The sequence below is a fragment of the Methanoregula sp. genome, assembly GCF_049510175.1.
Taxonomy (GTDB): Archaea; Halobacteriota; Methanomicrobia; order Methanomicrobiales; family Methanospirillaceae; genus Methanoregula.
Map to the genome: position 1 here is coordinate 1 of NZ_JBEKZF010000013.1, position 19866 is coordinate 19866.

Annotated in this window: 18 protein-coding genes; 15 read left to right on the forward strand and 3 right to left on the reverse strand. The window is 55.7% G+C overall.

The genetic code is table 11. The annotated features are described in order from the left end of the window. Window positions 1–338 (forward strand): hypothetical protein (locus ABSG49_RS11625; RefSeq protein ID WP_424026297.1); only part of this gene is annotated, 338 nt, incomplete at its 5' end. Between the two features lie 12 nt (window positions 339–350). Here ABSG49_RS11625 and ABSG49_RS11630 read toward each other — a convergent pair. After that, window positions 351–983: a type I 3-dehydroquinate dehydratase gene (locus ABSG49_RS11630; protein ID WP_424026298.1), complete on the reverse strand. Its 633-nt coding sequence runs from the start codon at window positions 981–983 to the stop codon at window positions 351–353. 136 nt (window positions 984–1119) lie between these two features. Between ABSG49_RS11630 and ABSG49_RS11635 the strand changes: the two genes are divergently transcribed. The 3 genes from ABSG49_RS11635 (at window position 1120) to tpiA (ending at window position 5318) form a co-directional block, all read left to right on the forward strand. Beyond that, complete coding sequence (locus ABSG49_RS11635; protein WP_424026299.1) at window positions 1120–1671, forward strand: hypothetical protein; 552 nt, start codon at window positions 1120–1122, stop codon at window positions 1669–1671. Further along, window positions 1668–4328, forward strand: a complete 2661-nt coding sequence (locus tag ABSG49_RS11640; RefSeq protein ID WP_424026300.1) for a U32 family peptidase — start codon at window positions 1668–1670, stop codon at window positions 4326–4328. The genes ABSG49_RS11635 and ABSG49_RS11640 overlap by 4 nt, the downstream gene beginning before the upstream one ends. A 321-nt stretch (window positions 4329–4649) precedes the next feature. Beyond that, a complete protein-coding gene (gene tpiA, locus ABSG49_RS11645) occupies window positions 4650–5318 on the forward strand; it encodes a triose-phosphate isomerase (RefSeq protein WP_424026301.1) in 669 nt (222 codons plus the stop codon). Window positions 5319–5701: 383 nt separating this feature from the next. On the opposite strand, the gene ABSG49_RS11650 is transcribed toward tpiA, so the two are convergent. Then, window positions 5702–6556 (reverse strand): DNA adenine methylase, encoded by an 855-nt coding sequence (locus ABSG49_RS11650; protein ID WP_424026302.1) that lies wholly within the window; start codon window positions 6554–6556, stop codon window positions 5702–5704. A gap of 121 nt (window positions 6557–6677) precedes the next feature. On the opposite strand from ABSG49_RS11650, the gene hxlB reads away from it, so the two are divergent. From hxlB to ABSG49_RS11700, 10 genes are all read left to right on the forward strand, one after another. Next, entirely contained in the window at window positions 6678–7277 is a 600-nt protein-coding gene (gene hxlB / locus ABSG49_RS11655) for a 6-phospho-3-hexuloisomerase (RefSeq protein ID WP_424026303.1), read from the forward strand. Window positions 7278–7293: 16 nt separating this feature from the next. After that, complete coding sequence (locus tag ABSG49_RS11660) at window positions 7294–8394, forward strand: pyridoxal phosphate-dependent aminotransferase (protein ID WP_424026304.1); 1101 nt, start codon at window positions 7294–7296, stop codon at window positions 8392–8394. 5 nt (window positions 8395–8399) lie between these two features. Next, window positions 8400–9437 carry a M42 family metallopeptidase gene (locus ABSG49_RS11665; protein WP_424026305.1) on the forward strand — a complete coding sequence of 346 codons (1038 nt, stop codon included), beginning with the start codon at window positions 8400–8402 and terminating at the stop codon, window positions 9435–9437. A gap of 532 nt (window positions 9438–9969) precedes the next feature. Beyond that, the gene (locus tag ABSG49_RS11670) at window positions 9970–10230 is read left to right on the forward strand and encodes a DUF8044 family membrane protein (protein ID WP_424026306.1); all 261 of its coding nucleotides are present in this window, start codon (window positions 9970–9972) and stop codon (window positions 10228–10230) included. Beyond that, window positions 10227–12047: a hypothetical protein gene (locus ABSG49_RS11675; RefSeq protein WP_424026307.1), complete on the forward strand. Its 1821-nt coding sequence runs from the start codon at window positions 10227–10229 to the stop codon at window positions 12045–12047. The genes ABSG49_RS11670 and ABSG49_RS11675 overlap by 4 nt, the downstream gene beginning before the upstream one ends. Continuing rightward, complete coding sequence (locus ABSG49_RS11680) at window positions 12034–12921, forward strand: DUF4350 domain-containing protein (RefSeq protein ID WP_424026308.1); 888 nt, start codon at window positions 12034–12036, stop codon at window positions 12919–12921. Before ABSG49_RS11675 ends, ABSG49_RS11680 begins: the two co-directional genes overlap by 14 nt. 7 nt (window positions 12922–12928) lie before the next feature. Continuing rightward, on the forward strand, window positions 12929–13903 hold the full coding sequence (locus tag ABSG49_RS11685) for an AAA family ATPase (RefSeq protein WP_424026309.1): 975 nt from the start codon (window positions 12929–12931) through the stop codon (window positions 13901–13903). Window positions 13904–13906: 3 nt separating this feature from the next. After that, window positions 13907–15226, forward strand: a complete 1320-nt coding sequence (locus ABSG49_RS11690) for a DUF58 domain-containing protein (protein WP_424026310.1) — start codon at window positions 13907–13909, stop codon at window positions 15224–15226. Continuing rightward, entirely contained in the window at window positions 15223–15696 is a 474-nt protein-coding gene (locus tag ABSG49_RS11695) for a hypothetical protein (protein WP_424026311.1), read from the forward strand. The genes ABSG49_RS11690 and ABSG49_RS11695 overlap by 4 nt, the downstream gene beginning before the upstream one ends. Beyond that, a complete protein-coding gene (locus ABSG49_RS11700) occupies window positions 15693–16487 on the forward strand; it encodes a DUF7982 domain-containing protein (RefSeq protein ID WP_424026312.1) in 795 nt (264 codons plus the stop codon). The genes ABSG49_RS11695 and ABSG49_RS11700 overlap by 4 nt, the downstream gene beginning before the upstream one ends. Here the strand turns inward: ABSG49_RS11700 and ABSG49_RS11705 are convergent. Next, window positions 16479–17474 carry a DUF8471 domain-containing protein gene (locus tag ABSG49_RS11705; protein ID WP_424026313.1) on the reverse strand — a complete coding sequence of 332 codons (996 nt, stop codon included), beginning with the start codon at window positions 17472–17474 and terminating at the stop codon, window positions 16479–16481. The two genes, ABSG49_RS11700 and ABSG49_RS11705, sit on opposite strands and share 9 nt — an antisense overlap. A gap of 317 nt (window positions 17475–17791) precedes the next feature. Here ABSG49_RS11705 and ABSG49_RS11710 point away from each other — a divergent pair. Continuing rightward, the coding region (locus tag ABSG49_RS11710) for a hypothetical protein (protein ID WP_424026314.1) at window positions 17792–19866 on the forward strand (2075 nt) is incomplete at its 3' end.

Consider the following 19866-nt stretch of genomic DNA (forward strand, 5'->3'; position numbering starts at 1 on the left):
AAATATCTGGCGATATTTTCTCTTCTTCCTTCGTCAGATTCCGAAAATATCTGGCGATATTTTCTCTTCTTCCTTCGTCAGATCCCGAAAATATCTGGCGATATTTTCTCTTCTTCCTTCGTCAGATTCCGAAAATATCTGGCGATATTTTCTCTTCTTCCTTCGTCAGATTCCGAAAATATCTGGCGATATTTTCTCTTCTTCCTTCGTCAGATCCCGAAAATATCTGGCGATATTTTCTCTTCTTCCTTCGTCAGATCCCGAAAATATCTGGCGATATTTTCTCTTCTTCCTTCGTCAGATCCCGAAAAAACTGTGTTCGGAAAAAGTGTTCGTGACCTGCCCCGGGATTACCCGAGCAGCAGCTTCTTCAGCTGCACGAACTCTTCGACAGAGTACTGTCCCTCGGCCGTCGGCTCCCCGGTATGGCAGTAGACGAATTCGGAGCCGAACAGGGGCAGCATGGCCCGGGCGTACCGGAACGCCCTCCCCATGACACCCGTGATGACCGGCTTGTTCACCGCATGGGTGAAGGCGAGGAGCTCGATGATGTCCTCCTCGTTCTGCGGAGTCACCACAATCTTGGGGATATCCCCGTACTCCCGGAGTTCGCGTTCCATCACAAAAAGGATATAGAGCGGGATCATCTGGCCGGTGTGATGGGAGGCGATGATCTTCTTTTTGGCATTCCTGATGAGATAGGCATGCTGGTCAAAGTTCTGCTCGATATCGATGTAATCGGCAAACGGGATAAGCGGCTCCACTCTCGTTATCCACTCGTCTGCTGTCCCGAAAAAATGCCCGCCTTCCGGTGCTGAACGGAGGGTGATAATGATCGGAAGCGAGCAGGCAGCCCGGGCGCTCTTCGCCAGCTGCACCAGGTCCCCTTCGTACAGATCAACGCGGAGTTCGATCAGGTCAGCTCCCTGCTGTTCAGCCAGGGCTGCATGCGTAGGATCGGTGAGGGCAGCAACGATCTTCATGTACCCTGATGTTGGGCGGCACGTAACAAAAAGATGTGCCAGAACCCTGATGAGAAAAGAACAATCTATCGGGACCGTAAGCGGGTGAGGGAAGATACCTGTTTATTCCTCTTTAAGCAAACACTATATCACGGCAATGGAATCCTGGGACAGACACACATTCCCGCGGCACATCGGGGCAGCACTGGGGAAGGGCGTGCTCATCGCACTGATCCTCCCGCTCCTCCCGGTCCTGTTCCTGGGCTTTCCCCTTGCACCCACGCTGGCCCTTATCGGCAGTGGTCTGCTGATCGAATACGGGGCGGCGCCGGTCGGCCTCGCGTTCGGTCTCCCCCCGCTCTTCGTCTTCTACGTCCTCATGTGCACGGAGACAGGTCTCTTCCTTGGCCTCTTTGACATCTTCGATACCATCGGCCACACGTATGCGCCCGTCACGCGGTTCCTCGAAAAGACACGGCAGGCTGGCCACCAGTCAGCCGCCGTGGAACGATATGGTATTCTCGGCCTGATCCCCTGCGAGATCATTATCGGCGTCTATGCGAATGCCCCGGTCTCATGGGTGCTGGGCTGGCCCAAGTACCGGTCCCTCTTATTCACGATGGCCGGTTATGTCCCTTCCCTCATCCTCACGATCCTTGCCACGATCGGCCTCCTGGGAATATATTTCCCGGGCCTGGTGCACGTATGACAGTACTACCCCGGAACTCCACCCGCCAACTCCTGCCGGAACTCCTTGCACCGGCAGGATCCCCCGAGGCCTTCCATGCGGCCATGGCCGCCGGAGCGGATGCGATCTACCTGAGCGGGAAACGGTTCGGGGCGCGGAAGTATGCCGCCAACTTTTCCGATAAAGAGATTGAAGAGGCCGTGACCTCTGCGCATTCCCATGGCATCCGCGTCTATGTCACGGTGAACACCCTCGTCCACGACCGGGAACTGGCCGGCGTGATGGAGTACCTCGTCTGGCTTTATGCTATCGGTGTGGACGCGGTCCTTGTGCAGGATACCGGTATCGCCGCGCTCGCACGGGAATACCTGCCCGGGCTCACCCTCCATGCCTCGACGCAACTCACCATTCAGACGAGCGGGGGGGTGCGCTGGGCACACGAACAGGGATTCTCCCGGGTCGTGCTCGCACGCGAGCTCTCGCTCGAAGAGGTCTGCCGCATTGCAGAAGAGACGAAGGATACCGGCGTCGGCCTTGAGGTCTTTGCCCACGGGGCTCTCTGTTACAGTTACTCAGGACAGTGCCTCCTCTCGTCCGCGATCGGCGGCAGGAGCGGCAACCGGGGCATGTGCGCCCAGCCCTGCCGGAAGCCCTATAGCCTCGTCCGCGGGGAAACCGACGAGTACGGCAGGCCGGGCCGGCTCTCTCCCGTCCCGCAAAAGAACCGGTACCTGCTCTCACCAAAGGATCTCTGCACGTACAGCCATTTGCCGGAACTCGTCCGTTCTCCGGTGGCCTCGCTGAAGATCGAGGGGCGGATGAAATCCCCGGAATATGTCGCCATCGTCGTCTCCACCTACCGGCAGGCGCTCGATGCGATTGCCGCGGGAACGTGGCAGGAGTCCCCGGAGGCAACCCGTGACCTGCTGCTCGCGTTCAACCGGGGATTTACCGGGGGATACCTGCTCGGGGACCGGTATGAAAAACTGATGGGCAGGGATGCACCGGACAACCGGGGCCTGCTGGTCGGCGTGGTCGAACAGTATGACCGGAATATCTCAGTTGCAAAAATCCGGTCGGTTATCCCCGTTCAGCCGGTCACCGGTGACGGGATGCTGATCACGGGCCCGGGAAAGATCGATCCTGACCGGGGTTTTGCGCTCAACTCCCCACCACGGAAAACCGGTAACGGGTTCACCCTTGCCGTGCCCGGCACCGTTGCTGCGGGAGCTTCGGTATATATTACATCCTCGCGGGACCTCGACGCAAAGGTACGACGGATTATCGCAAAACCTGACCCGGGCCACCTCCGGCCTATCCCCGTCTGTCTTGACGTCACCGTACTGCCCGATGGTTCATTCCAGATCGTGGGGACGATTCTGCGGCAGAACGGTGCTTCCCTTCCGGTCTCTTTCCGTTCACGGCAGCATATGGAACCTGCCCGCACGCATCCCATCAGTTGCGAACAGCTGGAACAGCAGCTGAAAAGAACCGGTGGAACCCCGTTTACCGTCCGTCATATACAGCTCCACTACGACGGCACAATGTTCGCACCGGTTGCGGTCCTGAACGACGTTCGGCGGGAATTTTTCCAGCTGGCCAAAGAGCAGCTGGAGGTCGCCTCCCGCCCCCTTCCAGAGGATGTATACCAGGTCCGGCAGCGGTTGCGCACGATGCCACTCCCCTCACCTCTCGTTATCCCGGCACGTCCTGATGTAACCTCCTCCCGGTTCCGCCTTTCCGTCTACACTGATTCGCTGGAAGGTGTGCAGATAGCAGCCGTGTCCGGCGCTGACACGATCTGTTATGAACCCTTCCTGCCCTCCGGCAGGCACCAGTGCACTGAACGTGAACCGGGCACATCATTGCGTTCCCGGATCCTTGCCGCAATGGATGCCTGCCGGGATGCCGGGGTCACCCTGGTCTGGAAGTTCCCCCGCATTGCCCACGATTCCTCACTCGATGCACTCATCCCTGAAGTTGTGTTCCTGCACGGCAACGGGCTAAAAGAATGCATGGTGGAGAACCCGGGCATTGCCCATGCCCTCCTCAGCGCAGTCCCTTCCCTTACCCTCCATGGATCGATCGGCCTCAATATCTTCAACCACGCCGCTGTGACGCGTGCCGGGATATCGTACACACTGCTCACCCTCTCCCCGGAACTCTCCTGTGAGGAGATCCGCATACTGACCGGGCTTGCCATGGCCCATGGAAACGCCCCGGTTTTTTCCCTCATCGTCCAGGGAAGCAGCGAGGCGATGATCACGGAAGACTGCATCTCCCGCCTTGCAGTGCCCTGCCGGAGGAACGGGACCGGCAACGAAGGGAAATTCCCGTCAGGTTTCCTCGGGTTACAGGATGAGACCGGACGGGTATTCCCCCTGATCACTGATGGCGACTGCCGCACGCATATCAGCAACGCATCCGAGCTCTGTCTCATCGATCTGCTCCCTGCCATCTGGGATGCAGGCATCGCTGAGGTTGCTATTGATGCCCGGCACCGGCCCCCCTCGTATACGGCAAGGATGGTCACATTGTACCGGGAGGCAGTTGAAATAACCGGTAACGGGACAGGTCAATCCCGCGAGGCAGTTCTTAACCGATTAAAAGAGCAGGTCAAAGAGATCGCTATCGGGGGCATCACGACCGGCCATTTCATACGGGGCCTCCGGGAATAACGCCTCATTGTTTACGACGGGCATCCCGGAAACTTTTCTCCTTCCGGGCCTGCTGAAAATACCAGGCTGACCAGGAGAATTTTTCAGCATACGTTATTGAGAAGATCCGTGCGGTAAAAACGAGTTATCTCTTCTTCTTCTTATCCGTTTTACCGGATTGTTTCTTCACTGGTACATTCGTTTGTTTCTGCAGGTGTAACCAAGGCATTCACTATAATTTTGAACTAAAAAACCCGGGGCTGCATGCGCCAACGTTACCAAATATTCATCATACCGGAACCAAAATTGAGTATTCAATAGTGCACATAAGGAGATATTGGCATGACATCACCACTGATTCTGGTAAACCTGAAGACATACCGGGAAGGTACCGGCAACCGGGCCCATATGATCGCCCAGGCCGCCCAGCTCGTTGCACATGAGAGCGGCGTCACGATAGGAATCGCCCCGGGCTATATCGATCTCCATCCCATCAGCCACCACTTTTCCATCCCGGTGTATGCCCAGCATGTCGACGGCTGTGAACCCGGGGCAAATACCGGGCATGTCACTGTCGATGCGATAAAGAGCGCCGGCGTTGCGGGATCGCTCGTAAACCATTCCGAGCGGCGCCTGACCCTTGCAGAGATCGAAGCCTCGGTACGGGGCCTGCAGGCTCACCAGCTCATCTCCGTGATCTGCTCGAACAACGAGGTCACCAGTGCGGGGGCAGCGGCCCTTGCCCCGGACTACGTGGCCATTGAGCCTCCGGAACTTATCGGCAGCGGGGTCTCCGTCTCAAAAGCGAACCCGGATATCATACGGAAGTCCGTGGCCGCAGTCCATGCAGTCAACCCGAAGGTCAAAGTGCTCACCGGAGCGGGTATCCAGTCCGGCGAATGTGTACGAATTGCCCTCGATCTCGGTACCGATGGCGTTCTCCTTGCGTCAAGCGTGGTGAAATCAAAAGAGCCGGCCGCGGTTCTCCGGGACCTTGTCTCAAAACTCTGAAACTCTTTTTGAGATGGTGCTGGAACAATTTACGTGGGACCAATAGTTCTGATTTTTTAAGAAAAAAAGCCGGTCATATTTTTAGGCTCCCACTAATGCAGTTAACGATTGGTGCTGCTGGTATTATCCGATATGTCACGATGCCCGACGCGCAAAACGCCTTGCGGGTTTTGCGCTACGCACTTACCTGTACGCAAGATTGATCCAGAACCTTGCCCAGCGAGGGCCCGATAAGCGCCCGAGCGACTCCCTGCGTAGCAGGGAGGGGGGAGAATCATAACTAAAATCTCGATGCTTGTTAAAAAGTAGGGAAAATTTTAATCAGGGACTTTACCTGAGCATTTTTTAACACCATTGTTATCATTGTTGAAAACCGATCCGCTTCATTCGTACCGGTAATTGGTCACAATAATTTCCTGTATGCCGCTCCTGCGTTCGCCATTGCAGTTGATGAACCGTTTTGCTTCAACAGTTTCAATAAAAAATTCCTCATACAGCTTCTCGATTGCCGGCACTTTGGAATTACTCAGCATGAGATGGATCCCTTTTTTTGAAAGTTTTTTGAATACCCGTGCAAGCCGCTTCTGGTCTTCAAACCGGAACCCCCGGGAATTGTAATCCGTGAAGCTGGCGGTTTTTGACAGGGGCTGGTACGGGGGATCGAAATAGATGAAGTCGCCTCTTCGTGCAGGTTTTACCGCCGCCTCAAAATCAGCATTCAGTATCGTAACTTTCCTCAGCAGGGCGGTGAACTTAAGAATACTGGCCCCTGTCGGGAGAGACAGTTTCTTGTGGCTGCCAAACGGTACATTGAATTTTCCCCTGCTGTTCACCCGCCAGAGGCCGTTGAACCCGTGCTTGTTTAAGTAAATGAGCAGTGCAGCCCGTTCTATCTCATGTTCCGGGTCACCGATCAGGGCGTTGAAGTGCTCTTTTTTTATTTTATAGGACGCTTCATCGTTCCGGAATGTTTCATCGGATAATGCAGCGATCAATGCCCCGGGATTTTTCTGTACCACCCGGTACAGGTTGACCAGCTCGCTGTTCAGGTCGGAGATCACTGCACGGGAGATCCGGTGGTGATTATCAAGATTGACGAGGAGTGCGCCGCCTCCGACAAACGGCTCGTAGTACATGTTCCAGCTGGGAGGGAGGCGCCGGTCCAGCTCCACGAGCAGTTGTCGTTTTCCGCCAGCCCATTTGATAAACGGAGAGCATTTAACCAGCGGGGAGGTCACAGTCTAATTTTTATAAACATTGCATAAAGATCTATCCCTCTCCAGCGTCAATATCCGGAAAACAGCACAGCTTCTTAGAAATTCTCATCTACTATGTGGATGTATCTTTTGTGCGGGAAGTATGGACAGCCACAGGGTACAGGAAATGATGCTGCTGATGGCATCGAAGATCCGGGCGATCGCCAACAAAATATCAGACGACGATGTCGAGAAATTCATTACTGAACTCTTAAAAGCCAAACGGGTGTATGTTATCGGCGCCGGGCGCTCAGGGCTTGTCGCCAAGGCATTTGCCATGCGGCTGATGCACCTTGGCTTCCAGGCCTATGTCGTTGGCGAGACCATCACGCCGGCCCTGAACAAAGGCGATGTCATCGTGATCTTTTCCGGTTCCGGCAGGACAAAGACCGTTGCGGATATAGCCGAGACGGCAAAGGCGCTCGGGGCCCACATCTGCCTGATCACCTCCAACGCGGACTCACGGATCGGCAGAATAGCGGACTGCAATGTCATCATCGAACACCACCGCGACGAAGTCGAAGACGATGCCATGGAGTTCGAGATCCGGCAGATGATGGGGGACCACAAGTCGTTCGCCCCGCTCGGCACGCTCTTCGAGACGGTGTCGATGATCTTTGCCGATGCGGTCATCTCCCGTCTCATGGAGATCACCAAGACGGATGAGAACGCGCTCAAGAACCGGCATACGAATATCGAGTGAGATAAGGAAGTGACCTATGGGCATGAAATTCTCTGAACGGGTGGCGGGGATCGAGATCTCCGGTATCCGGAAAATTTTCGAAGCTGCAGGACCGGATTCCATCAACCTTGGCCTCGGCCAGCCGGACTTCGATACCCCGCAGCACATCAAGGATGCGGCGATTCAGGCAATCCGGGAAGGAAAGACCGGGTACACCACGAACAACGGGATACCGGAACTGCGTGCCGCCATCAGTAAGAAATTCAAAAACGAGAACGGGATCAAATACCATCCGGACCAGCTCATTGTGACAGCCGGTGCAAGCGAAGCGCTCCATATCGTGATGCAGGCGCTCCTGAATAAAGGCGACCGCGTCCTCTGCCCCGACCCGGGTTTCGTCTCCTATGCCTCGCTCGCCATCCTTGCCGGCGGTACGCCGGTCAGCGTCCCGCTGACAACAACGCTCCATGTCGATGTCGAGAAGGCAAAAAAACTCATGGACGGAGCCAAGATCTTTGTCCTGAACTCGCCCGGCAACCCGACTGGTGCGGTCGAGAGCCAGGAATCGATCAGGGCAATTGTCGAGTATGCCGCGGACAAGGGTGTCACGGTCGTCTCCGATGAGGTGTACGAACACTTCATCTACGGCAAGAAGCACTACAGCGCCGCACAGTTCGGTGACAATGTGATCACCATCAACGCCACGAGCAAGACCTATGCGATGACCGGCTGGCGGCTGGGATATCTCGCCGCATCACCGGAAATTGTCGGGCAGTGCCTGAAAGTCCACCAGTACTGCCAGGCATGCGCGACCTCGATCTCCCAGTATGCAGCAGTTGCCGCGTATGAGGGCGACCAGAGTGCGGTGAAGATCATGCGGGACGAGTACGAGGCACGCCGCGACCTCATCTGGAAAGGGCTTAACGATATGGGCCTGCCCTTCTTAAAACCGGAAGGTGCGTTCTATGTCTTTGTCCCGATGAAGCCGGCACTGACGGAGAAGATCATCGCGAAAGGAGTGATCGCGGTCCCCGGTACCGCATTCGGGGCCAATGCACCGGAATACACCCGGTTCAGTTATGCCACATCACGACAGAATATTATGCGAGCACTCGAACGAATTAAAGCATCAATGTGATAACTATGGTCAAAGAACTCTTACGGAAATTATCCAATGCCCATGGTGTCTCGGGCAGTGAAGGCAGCGTATTTGCGGTGATAAAAAAGGAACTCAAGGGTCACGTGGACGAGATCCGCGAGGACCCTCTCGGCAACCTGATCGCGGTCAAGCGCGGGAACAAGTTCAAGGTGATGCTTGCCGCCCACATGGACGAGATCGGCCTGATGGTCAAATTCGTCGATGAGAAAGGATTCCTCCGGTTCGTCGCCCTCGGGGGCTGGTACGGCCCCACGCTCTACAACCAGCGGGTTATCCTCCACTCGACCAAGGGCCCGGTGTACGGGGTCATCGGTGGCAAACCCCCGCACATGATGGACGACGACGAGCGCAAGAAAGGCGTCAAGATCGATGACATGTTTATCGATGTCGGGGCAACGAACCGGCAGGAAGTAGAAGTTATGGGCGTGGACGTGGGAACCCCCGTAACCGTTGACCGGGAGTTTGCGGAACTCGCAAACGGCCGTGTGACCGGCAAGGCGTTCGACAACCGTGCCGGCGTTGCCATGCTCATCAAGACCCTGAAGGAGATGGACTCCCCGCTCACGATCTTCGGTGTTTTTACCGTGCAGGAAGAAGTCGGCCTCAAGGGAGCGCGGACGAGCGCCTATGCGCTGGACCCGGACTGTGCGATCGCGACCGATGTCACGATCCCCGGTGATCACCCGGGCATCGAGATGAAGGATGCACCGGTCGAGATGGGGAAAGGGCCGGTCATCACCATCGTCGACAGCAGCGGGCGCGGGCTTATCGCGAGCAGGAAAGTGGTCAGCTGGCTCAAGGAGGCGGCAGATGCAGACAACATCCCGGTCCAGTTCGAGGTCGGCAGCGGGGGCACAACCGATGCGACCGCCATCCATCTCACGAAGGGGGGTATCCCGAGTACAACACTCAGCATCCCGTCACGGTACATCCACTCGCCCGTGGAAGTGCTGGACCTGCAGGATATCGAAGCCGGTGTGAAGCTGCTGGTCACCGCACTGAAGAAGAAGCCGGCGCTGTGATTTTTTTAGCCGGGGCGGGAAATAATCACATTATTCTTTGGATACAATGATGCGGGTTGAGACCATCTTACCCCGGTTACGTTGGACACCGCCGCAGTCGAAGATTGATATCTTCTCCACAGCCTGCGGCTGTCCCCACCGGGGTGCAGTCGAAGGTTGATACCTTCTCCAGTCAGTCCTCGCTGATGCGACGACTGCCTCCCCGCGGCGGATCAGAGGCTAAAAAATGCTGAAACCCCCACCTGCCCCGCTGTGCTCGAAGTTCATGCAGACTTCTCAACTTCCTTCGTCGGTCTTCGAAGAATCTGGCGGTTCTTCTCGAATTCGTGGTTCTGCGAACCACTCATTCCTCGGAGAGGCCCTGAGGCGAAGGGGCAATCACAGATTTTGATGGGTTTTTTATTATACGGGTCGAAAGTTTCTGGCAATCCCCGTATCCGGAAAGACTCATTTATCGGTCTCTCATCCGGAGCACAGGTCGCCGCAAAGAAAATTACCTATATCCGGAACCACGTATAATTATCCGTATTGCATGAAAAAGAAGAATCTCGCTGCCATCGTCTTATCAGTCTGGCTGGTCATTATCAGTATCTTCATGCTCCTTGCCTGGCGTATCGATATTGAAATTTTTTTTGTCCTCTGGCTGATCGGGATTCTTATTGTTGTTGAACTGATGGACACCCGTTTCTCCCTTCCCCCCTACCTCCGGTATATCAAATACCTGATCGCCGCAGGTATCGTGCTGTTCGGCGGGATCGTGACCCAGAAAATACTGGAGATCCTCTCAAAATGAGAAACGATGTCCGGTACCTGATTCTTGCACTTCTCGGACTCTGCGTTATCATAGCGCTGGCGATCTCGTTTTCCGGCCCGCTCCTCTACTCCCTGGAAACGGACGTTTTCCCCTCGCAGTTTCATGAAAACACGAATGCCCTGAAGGCCCAGGAGATCAACAGCACGACCGATCTGCTCCCCCTGATGCAGGACCTGCTCGATTATTCCGGGCCGATTATCTTAAACGTGCGGATCCAGGATATCGATCAGGCCCGGCGTGACCTTGAGCTCTTCGCAAAGGACCGGAGACTCAACAACCTGATCATCAAACTTGATATGAATGAGAGCGAGATTGAAGAGTTCTCTCAGAGCAGTGCGAACCAGGAAAAACTCTTGCAGGAACTTCTGAATTCTTCCATCTCGCTGGACCAGCTCAGAAGCCTCGAGATCCAGTACCGCGACCAGAACAACCCGACCATGCTGACGTCCATTCAGCTCCAGGGGGAAACACTCCGTAAAAAAATACGTTTGCTCTACGAACAGTACCGCGTTGAATCGTCGAAGATTGTCACGGTCAGCAAAAAAGTGGGCCTTGACACGACCTCCCAGGAGCAGAGCGTGCAGGACTTTGAACTGTATGTCAACACGGTCGACCCGCAACAGCAGGTCCAGCAGATCGATATCCCCATCCGCCGCACTTCACAGATGTCCCTGCTCCTCTATCCGGATACCGGCAGCTACGGCGATACTATCAGGTGTTTCGGGTACTATTTTTCCCTCTACGGGTACCGCGTGTCAAGCATCCCCGGCAAACAGGTCACGCTCTTCCTTGATACTACCCCGGTCGGTACGGTAACGACAGATGATGTCGGGAGCTATACGGTTGATATCCCTGTCGATAAGATCACTTCCGGTACTCACGTCGTTCATGCAGAGTCCGGTCTCACGCAGACAGATCAGCGCACCCTGACGATAGTTCCGGTCGGTACCGTAACTACCCTGACGGTCAGCCCGTCCCGGAAAGCAGGGGAAATACTCTGTACCGGTACCGTGACGGCGAACCAGCCGGTCCGGAACGCTCCCGTCGAGCTGGTCTGGGACGGGACTCATGCGAGCCGGGCCACGACCGATGCAAAGGGGGAATTTAATGCAGCACTGAATCTCCCGAACGGAAACCATACGGTACAGGCACGGTTCACGGGTGCGGGGTATCCCCTGAATCCCTCGGAGAGCGATATACAGGCAATCGATATATCAATTCCCCTCATCCCTTTCATCCCCTTCATCCCTCATGTGGATTATAGTTTTTTTGTCTATCTCGGAGTGTTATGTATCTTCTCCCTGTTCGTCGGAGGTGCAGTCTACTACCTGTGGCGGACGCCGGGACGAACCTTATTCAGCGGAAAGAGGGCTGCCCGTACAGAGTTGTCCGGGGATGCCGGTACTGAAGTCCCTGCGATAAGCGATGAGGGAACCGGTGCGGATATACCCCCGGATACACACTCCCCCGATGATATCCCTGCCGGAGAAGTCTCTCTTTTCCAGCGCTATGCCGGGCTCCTCCGGTCAGCCGGGCTGAGCGAAGCCTCCCATGCCGTATACTGCGACATTGCGGGCCGTATTGCCCATGACCTCCGGATTTCCCGTTACCGGGTACTGACGCCGCGCGAGATGTCCCGGTCATGCAGGGAGCGGCCCTACTGCGGTGCCTTCTCCCGGCTGGTCTCCGTATATGAACAGATCCGGTACGGGGGATCACTTTCCGCCCCCGTCCGGACAGAATTTGAAACAACGATGCAGACCACCGATTCACAGCTGGAAGGTGAGCACCATTAGGGCGGCATTCTGGGTAGCGGGGGCAATCCTGCTGGGAGCGGTGCTCATCCTGACTGTGCACCTCTCCGCAAACGACCTCGAATTTTCGCGGTATAACAACGACTGGAACGGGACATCGGATTTCTTTGCCGGTCTCGATCGCCACCAGGTCGTCATGATCACCGACCCTGCCCAGCTCGCATCGTACCGGAACAACACGATCCTGCTCGTCATCGCACCCTTCCGCCAGCCAAAAGCTGCCGAGATCTCTGCGTACCGGGCCTTCGCTGAACGGGGAAACACCCTCTTCCTTGCCGACGATTTCGGGACCGGCAACAGCATCCTGAGAGGCCTGGACAGCCGGATCATCATCCTGGAAGGAAACCTCTCGAGTATCGACCAGGAGTATGCCGATCCCTATTCCGTCGCCGTATACCGGAGGGCCAACGGCAGTATTACTACCCGCGCGATGACGCTCGTGCTGAACCGCCCTGCCGCCCTTGACGGGGGAGAAACGATCTTCATGACATCCCTGTTGAGCTGGATTGATGAAAACGGGGATAAACGGATCAATGCCGATGAGGTCATGGGCCAGTTTCCGGTCATGGCGGAAGAGCAGATCGGCAGGGGGAAGCTCATCGTGTTGTCCGATCCCAGCATCTTCATCAATGCAATGCAGGAGCCCGATCAGACCGGGGACAACCGGCTTTTTATCCAGGATCTCGTTACGGGTAACAGGACTGTGCTGATCGACCAGATGAACTCCCGCACACGCGATGCGGAGGGAATCAGCGAAATACTTCATCTGATACGAACAACAATTAGTATTGAGCTCCTCATCCTTGCGCTGCTCGTACTGACTGCTGTGTGGGCGTGGAGAAAGAGGATTGTGTAGGTGCCTGATGGAACCCGATGCAACAGCACGTGAGATTGCCGAGATCTCACAGACATACCAAGCGATCAACAGAAAACTGGCAGAGTTCGTGGTGGGCAACGGGCACCTGATCGACCTGATCATGGTTGCCATGCTGGCCGAGGGCCACATCCTGATCGAAGGTGTACCCGGCACGGCAAAGACCACGATTGCAAAGTCCATTGCCGCCATCACCGGCTGCAGCTTCAACCGTATCCAGGGCGCCATCGATCTCCAGCCGGCCGATATGATCGGGGTGCGTATCTACAACCAGGAAAAAAGGGAGTTCGTCCTCAGCAAAGGACCGGTCTTCACGAACATCCTCCTTGCAGATGAGATCAACCGCGTCAACCCCAAGTCCCAGAGCGCGTTTATCGAGGCAATGAGCGAACGGCAGGCAACCATCGACGGGAACACCATACCCCTGCCCTCCCCGTTCTTTGTCATCGCGACACAGAACCCGTTCGAATTCGAAGGCACCTTTCCCCTCATCGAGGCGCAGCGGGACCGGTTCATGTTCAATATCAGCTCCAGCTACATGTCCGCTGATGACGAACTCGATATCATCCGGAGGGTGAGTTCCGGCCATCTCGACTGGGAGCAGTATGCTGCGTCATTAATCCCGCTGCTCTCCCCGGATGCGATCCTGCATCACGTGGCAGCTGTCAGCCGGGTCAGGGTAGAGGAACCTGTCCTCCAGTACATCCGGAACATTGTCCTCGCTACACGGACTCACCCCGACATACAGCTGGGTGCCTCCACGCGTGCCTCGATCGCCCTTGTCCGGGGAGGGAAGGGCGTCGCTGCTCTCCAGAACCGCACCTATGTCATCCCCGACGATATCAAGAAGATTGCAAAGGCAGTACTCGGCCACCGGGTGATCCTTACGCGGGAGGCGGAGGTCGAAGGACTGAATCCCGAAACGTTACTTGACGATATCCTGGCAAAGACTGAGGTGCCGTGAGTCGTGAGGCCGAGACGGTGCACACAGGGCCTTGTCTTGATCACGCTGCTGCTGTCCGCGTGTGCGTTTATTCTGGATGATCTGGCGGTCCTTCTTGCTGCAGCAGTGCTCGTATGCGGACTCGTTGGCCTGTACATCCACTTTGACCGGAAGTTCCGGGCTGTCGTTGCATCGGTTGAAGTCAAGCGGTCATCGGAACGGTCCCAGGTGCGGAAAGGCACTACCCTGCAGGTTGCGACCACTGTCACGGTCTCGGTTCCCCCCGGGATGAAGGTCAGGATACAGGAGAACCTCTCTCCTGTGCTCCTGGTACAGGACGGTGTGACGTCGCTCACGGCTGAACCTTCCCCATCCCCGGTGACGCAGAAGATGCTGTACCGCATCACCCCCGCGGTGCATGGCGAATTTGTGTTCTCCGGGATCTCTCTCTTTGCCTCTGACCCGTTCTTTGAAGATGATATCATCCTCTCGGCGGAACGGTTCAGCGGACCCGGCATCTTCGTCCAGCCCACCGGGCTCTTTGAACCTGCTGCCCATCGGGTCACCGCAGAGACCCGGGAAATTGAGAAGATGAGCGTGCTCTCAGGGTTCGGCATCCGGTCATTACGGGAGTATTATGCCGGTGACGACATGCGGCGAATCGACTGGAAACAGTCAGCCAAGCATAACAAGATCTTTGTCCGGGAGTACATGGGCGTGATGAACCTTCCCCCCCTGCTTATCGTTGACCTCCCCTGGCGTGGCGAGGGTGTTCCCGGCAGGGATTTCGATCGCATGGTGGCAGCGGTGGCAGGTCTCGCGGAATATTCTGTCAAGACCTACCAGTACGTCTCCGTGCTCCTCATTTCAGGACCTAACATCCTCCATTTTATCGGCGAGGAAAAAGATCTTGAACGGTGTATGACCACCCTCCGTAAATGGATGCACCCGGTGGAACGGGCAACTCATCTGTACCGCATGCCGGACCGGTCCGACCTGCGGGCAGAGATCCGGCAGATTGACGGATTGCTTTCAGAGGAACGGGACCCGGATGAGGCACGGTTCCTCACGCACCTGCGCCGCAGCTACCAGACGGGATTGCAGGAACAGCGGGTCCTCGCTTTCACCGGCCAGGTGATCCGGACGATCAGCCCGCTTACGATTGAAGAGATCTACCTGTTCACGCTGGGGAGCGGCGATATCAGCCATATCCGGCAGATCGTGCGCCAGGCGCAGACCATGAAGATCCGGATGCATATCCGGTTGCCGGCGCAAAGGGATCCGGCATGGTGCGGGTCCGCAAAAGGAGCCCTGCGTGCGGACACCCTGGAGGCATTTGCATGAACTCCCTGTCCCCTGATCGCCAGATTATCCTCTTCATGGCAGCCGTGGTTATCCTTGTTACGGCGATCCATCCAACAGCCTCGTGGTACCTGACACTCTTTCTTCTGGCCCTGTATGTCTCCGTATACTGGCTGACCAGGACGTGGCATGACCGGGCTTTTTACCTCGTCTGTTTTGGTGCACTGCTGGTGGTTACGTGTGGTGCGGCCAGTATATGGGAAGAGCTCATCGTCGCGTGGATGGTCGGAGGCAGTAGTGCCATAGCCATGGGAATGACAGTGTCCCGGAACGACCTTCCGGCATTACTTGCCTTGGGGTCCTGCACACTGGCCGTAGCACTCATGATCTATCTTTCAAACCACGTGCTCCTGCCTCTTTTCGTACTCTCTGCTCTGACCGCGGGTATCGCTGCAGTCCTGGCAATCCGTGACTACCAGTTCAGGAAACAGTGTTCCGGAGCCCGTGTATGAAACTCCCTGCCCTGCGCATCCCTCCTCTGAACCCGTATTACCGGGCATCGCTCGTCCTGATCTGCGCTGCAATCGTGCTTGTGCTGATCGCAATCCTGACCGACCGGCGGGACCTGACCAGCGCAGCACTCGTGATAGCGGGACTGGTCTGCCTCATTACCGGGATATTTCTTGCAACCCTGTCTGGAGCAGAACCCCTCGACACCGGGTATGTCAGTCTGCTGCCTGTCCAGGGCTGTATTAATCTCTGCCGCGTATGTGCGGATCTCGGCATCACCGGCAGTGCGGTCTTTCTCCCCGGCTCCGGTGACCGCCAGCATCGCGTTATGCAGTTTATTCCGACCTCAGCCTACAATGGGGTGCCACCTACGGGAGATTCCTTTGTGACCACGCCGGGTTCGAGCGGGCTGCTTGTGGTACCTGCTGCCGGTCCCCTGCTCGCTGAGATCGTACAACGACACCAGCTTGTTGTTCCTCCTGACGTACCAGCGCTTCCGGACCTGATCCGCGAAGTCGGCGTAGACCTGCTTGAAGTCGCCGACCGGGTCACCACCGACCGGGGTACTGCCACGATCACGGTCTCGCTGGAGGGTTACCGGCTGATCGGCGGGTGCATGGCCGTCCAGAAAGAATCCCCGCGGTGCTGTCTTGTCAACCCCTGCCCGATCTGCAGTCTCGTTGCGTGTCTTCTCGTGGAGGGAACCGGGAGTGTGATCCAGGTCGAACGCTGCAGCCCGGATGAAGAACTGCGGTCAGTGACCATGGTTTTTTCTCTTGTGCCGTCATCCTGAATAGATGGTCAGCCAGAGGTGCAGGTCGCGGTAGCTCCGGTTGATCCGGGCCATACCCTTTACACTGCTGTCCGGCACGGTCTGGTTGAAGAGCAGGAACTCGATGCGGTTGTACCCGGTCTTTTTTGCAGAAAATGTGTACGGTGTTATGACGGTCTGGTTATCGGCAACCGGGACGGTGAACCGGTTGAGCAGGTCCATGGCCTGCAGCGATGACGTGTTGGTCTTCTCATCGAATTTCATGGTCACCAGGTAGGTCTCGACCGTGTACGTGATGTTCCGGTACTCGTGGTTGCCGATGCCAACCGACAGCTTTCCGGGTTCTCCCACCGCCAGCCGGGTGGGATAGTCCGCTGCCATATTCTTTTCCCCGAGAATGAAAAATTCAGTGAACTTCTCGCCTTCTTTCGGCACAACGATGACAAATGCCGTTGTGGCTGCTGCTGCCACGATGGCGATGAGGAGGATAACGGAGAGTGCCCGGTCGATCCGTGACGCCTCCTTCGGGAAAAATTCAGCCACCACGCTCTTCCGGAGCGCTGTAAACGGGACAACAAACCGTTCACCGGGCGGCAGCCGTGCCCTGCGGTACTGGGCGACGATACAGAGGCAGAGGGTAAGGAGCGTAAGGCTCACGACGATCGGGTCGAGCCGGATGCCCCAGGGTGTATAGTTCAGCGCGAGCCCGACCAGCGGGACGACGGCAATGGAGAGGCCGAACGAGAGTGCAACACGTTCGATCCCGTCAATGTCCTTTGCCCCGGGGAACAATGCAGCAATGAGGGCATATCCCGGGATAAAGAGGATGACCGGCACCCCGAGCAGCACCCGCAGAAACGTCTCGTTGACGAGAGGAATAGAGATCGCACCGATCGCACCGGCAAGCCAGAGTGTGCAGACAACAAGGTCCGGGGATAAGGAGGGGGTGGCAAATGCCTCGATAACGGTCTCATACGGGTGCCGTTGCTGCTCCATGATGGTTAGCATTTTGCCGTCTCACTATTTGTGCGTAGCGTATTTTTTTACCGGCAAAAAACCATGGGAAAATAAGCGGGGTTTTCAAAAAACAACAGGCCGATCTCCCGTTGAACAATAGTTCCTCAGATTGTCATGGAAATGAATGGACGCCTCGGGTTTTCTCCGCACTTTATTTATAATGCCGGTGGAAGCACGTTTCTGGGATTTCGGGCTCTTATCCCGAGGATTTTTTCATGCCTGAAGCAACGTCAACAGAAAATCGCATGGTTTATTACAGAGAAAGATATACTATCCTGCATATATCTATTCATTTTAAGGTGTTCGGTATGACAAAAACGTGGAATAAAAGGCTTTTACTGGTCTCGGTTCTCCTTCTGGTGATATTCGTTGCTTTAATAACTCCGGTTGCAGCAACCACCACCATGACGGTAGACCTCGCCCATGATTATCAGTTCAGACATACGAACCTGTCGCATATCATGACCCTGGATCTCTGGAACCCCGCAAATTCAACGGTCGAGATCCAGACAACCTCCGGCGACAACACGGATGTCCGGGTTATACAGCAACCCCGGATCAACACCCTGACGCGGAATTTCAGTTCCGATAACGGTACGTTCAACGGCAACACGGTCCACATTGTAGGTCCCCTCGACTCCACTATCGATTACCGCCCCCTTATGCCCCTTCCCGCAGACCGGTATTATATCACACCCAGCGTGCCGACGTTCAAGGTTACGGTTCCAGAACCTGGAGGCTTGGGAGGCTATATCGGTAACCCGGTTGCAGTCAACTATAATGAGAGCTGGGCAACATCCGGCGCAACCGGCGGATCGATATTCAACGCATCAAACATAATGTATATGTATAACAGCAGTGGAATACTTTATGCTAATATATTAAATCCTCCGAATACCTATAACGCATATGGAAATATTGATACCGCTCTTACCGACAAGAATAATCTCGATTTTACCCTCAACAACAACCTTGTCAGCCTTAACCCCTACACCGGAGATGCCACAACTTCCTCTAATATGGGAGGTGACTTCCCCGCTGAAAAAGCTGGTACCGGTAGATATTTTGTCGGGGCACTCCGCCATGATGAGGCTACCTGTACAACCACGATCTTAGCACTTACACCGTTGGTAGCCTTAAACGAGGAGACCCCGATCTCCTGGACTGACGATTACGGAACCCACAGCCTCCCCATGACCTATGTCAAGGGCCAGATGGGTGATGTGACCCTGAAGTTTGCCAACTCCAATCCACCCCCGACCAAGATCGGCTATCTGTTTGTGAATTCCACGGCACAATATAACATGAGGGTACATATTGATATGTCGAAGCTCGCCGAAACTACCGACGACACCTGGCAGACCCTCACACCTTCGGCCCATATGACCGAGTTACTCTATGAAGGGATCCTCCAAAATGAAGATTCTCCTTTCACGTATAACCTGAGCGCAGTCGGTTATGCAATTCCCACGGAATCGACTTCTTACTCACGGATAGCGATTACTCCCGGCTATGGTTTATCCGGCAACGCGGCGACAAGCCAGATCACGATCCCGCAAGAGGCCTTCGCATCCCTCAACGACGGCGTTTACTATGCCTACCTGATGGGCCTGAACGATAAGAACGAGACCGTCGCCCTCTCGCAGACCACGGTAAACATCAAGAGCGGGTACGTTCCCGAACCCATATCACCAACGATCAGTGGCATCGCCCCGCTTTCAGGACCCCGGAACACCACGATCTCCTTTACTCTCTCCGGTACTAACTTCCCTGCGGCACTCGGACCCAGCGGTGTGAACGTGAACCTGACCAAGTACAAGAATACCACAATCACGACGAATATCATCTCTGTCAGCAGTACCCAGATCAAAGGTACCTTTGATACGGATTACCAGGCAGTGAACGGACCCTGGGATGTTGTACTTACCACAAACGATGCCGGTCAGACTGTCAAGACCAGTGCCTTTACGATCGTAAATACACCCAAACCGGTAATAACGGCGGTAAAACCCGTATCAGCCTTCCAGAACACCACGATCTACTTCACCATCACGGGAACTTTCCCGCTAACTACTGATGTTACTGCGGTGAATTTCACGCAGGGGTCGTACTTTGAGAGGAATGTCACGATCAATTCCATAACTGCGACCTCGATCAACGGCACACTGGCTATCAACAAGACGGCACCGTTCGGCAAGTGGAACGTGAACGTCCAGACGACTGATGTTGGCACATCGAATACCATGGCAGGTGCATTCACCGTCAATAATGTGAGCACACCGGCAATAACGGCGATCAAACCGGTTTCAGCCTTCCAGAACACCACGATCTACTTCACCCTCACGGGGACCGGGTTCCCGACGGGCAGTGACATGACCACCGT